Here is a 1,299-nt window from a genome sequence, read left to right on the forward strand (position 1 = left end):
GAGGGCGTTCAAAATTCTGTGTCAGTAAATTTGACTAGATTTTAATTATATCATCTAATCGACCTTCAAAGTAAATGGATAATTGAGTAATCGTTTGTCCCCATTCCTGAATAGGCATTGTCCATTTTTCTGATGCCTGTTGAATACCAATATACAGCAATTTCATCAGACTATCCTCATTGGGGAAAGCTCCTTTGGTTTTGGTTAGTTTGCGGAATTGACGATGTACGGCTTCAACGGCATTGGTGGTGTAAATCGGCTTCCTAATCGCTTTAGGGTATTTGAAATAGGCGGATAGTAGATGCCATTTGGTACGCCATGACTGAATGACCACACCATATTTTTCGCCCCATTTTTCTTCTAGCTCATCCAGTGCTACTTCTGCCGCCCCTTTGGTATCAGCACGGTAAATTGGCTTTAAATCAGCCATAAATGCCTTCTGATCTTTACTGGCAACATAGCGTAAAGAATTACGGATTTGATGAACGATACACAGTTGTATTTCTGTTTGAGGGTAAATCGCTGCTATGGCTTCGGGGAAACCTTTTAGTCCATCTACACAGGCAATCAGAATATCCTGAACACCACGATTTTGTAGGTCTGTCAGTACACTAAGCCAATGGTTCGCCCCTTCGCTTTCCGATAAATGCAAGCCGAGTAGTTCCTTCTTACCTTCAACATTTAAAGCTAAAATGGTATAGATCGCTTTGCTCACATAAACACCTTTATCCTTCACTTTGTAATGTATGGCATCTAACCAAACAAAGGGATAAATTGTATCGAGTGGGCGTTGTTTCCATGCTTGTAACTGAGGGAGGAGCTTATCTGTAATATTGGTGATAGCACCATCTGAAATCTCCAATCCATACATATCAGCAACATGCTTTTGAATATCACGATAGCTCATACCAAGTGCATAGAGTGATATGATTTTATTGTCAATTTCTTCTGATAATTTGGTCTGGTTCTTTTTAACTAACTGTGGCTCAAATTCACCATTTCGATCTCTAGGGGTTTCAAGCTCAAATGAACCTGATGTAGATTTTACTGTCTTGCGAGTATAGCCATTGCGGCGATTACCTTGTTTCGGATTCGCTTCAATGTAATTCTCGATTTCTGCTTCAAGAGCAGCTTCGGTCAGTTGTTTAATTAAAGGGGTGAGTATGCCATTTTCTCCAGTCAGTGCTTGTCCTGACTGGAGTTGTTTTAAGGCTGTTTCAAAATCAAATGTAGTTGCCATAATGCATCATTCCTGTTTTTAACAGTTTAAGGAAATGACACAGTTTTTTGAACACTACC

General features: G+C 39.8%; 1 protein-coding gene. It reads right to left on the reverse strand.

Going from position 1 to position 1,299, the window contains the following annotated elements:
• Positions 1-34: 34 nt before the first annotated feature.
• Positions 35-1,240: an IS256 family transposase gene (locus MTX11_RS16450; RefSeq protein ID WP_004973108.1), complete on the reverse strand. Its 1,206-nt coding sequence runs from the start codon at positions 1,238-1,240 to the stop codon at positions 35-37.
• Positions 1,241-1,299: the final 59 nt, after the last annotated feature.

Origin of the sequence: Acinetobacter lwoffii, assembly GCF_022809915.1 — a bacterium.
Lineage (GTDB): Bacteria > Pseudomonadota > Gammaproteobacteria > Pseudomonadales > Moraxellaceae > Acinetobacter > Acinetobacter lwoffii_M.

Bases quoted from the DNA above. Each gene is read 5' to 3' on its own strand.
- MTX11_RS16450 (WP_004973108.1), bottom strand. From the start codon at position 1,240: ATGGCAACTACATTTGATTTTGAAACAGCCTTAAAACAACTCCAGTCA.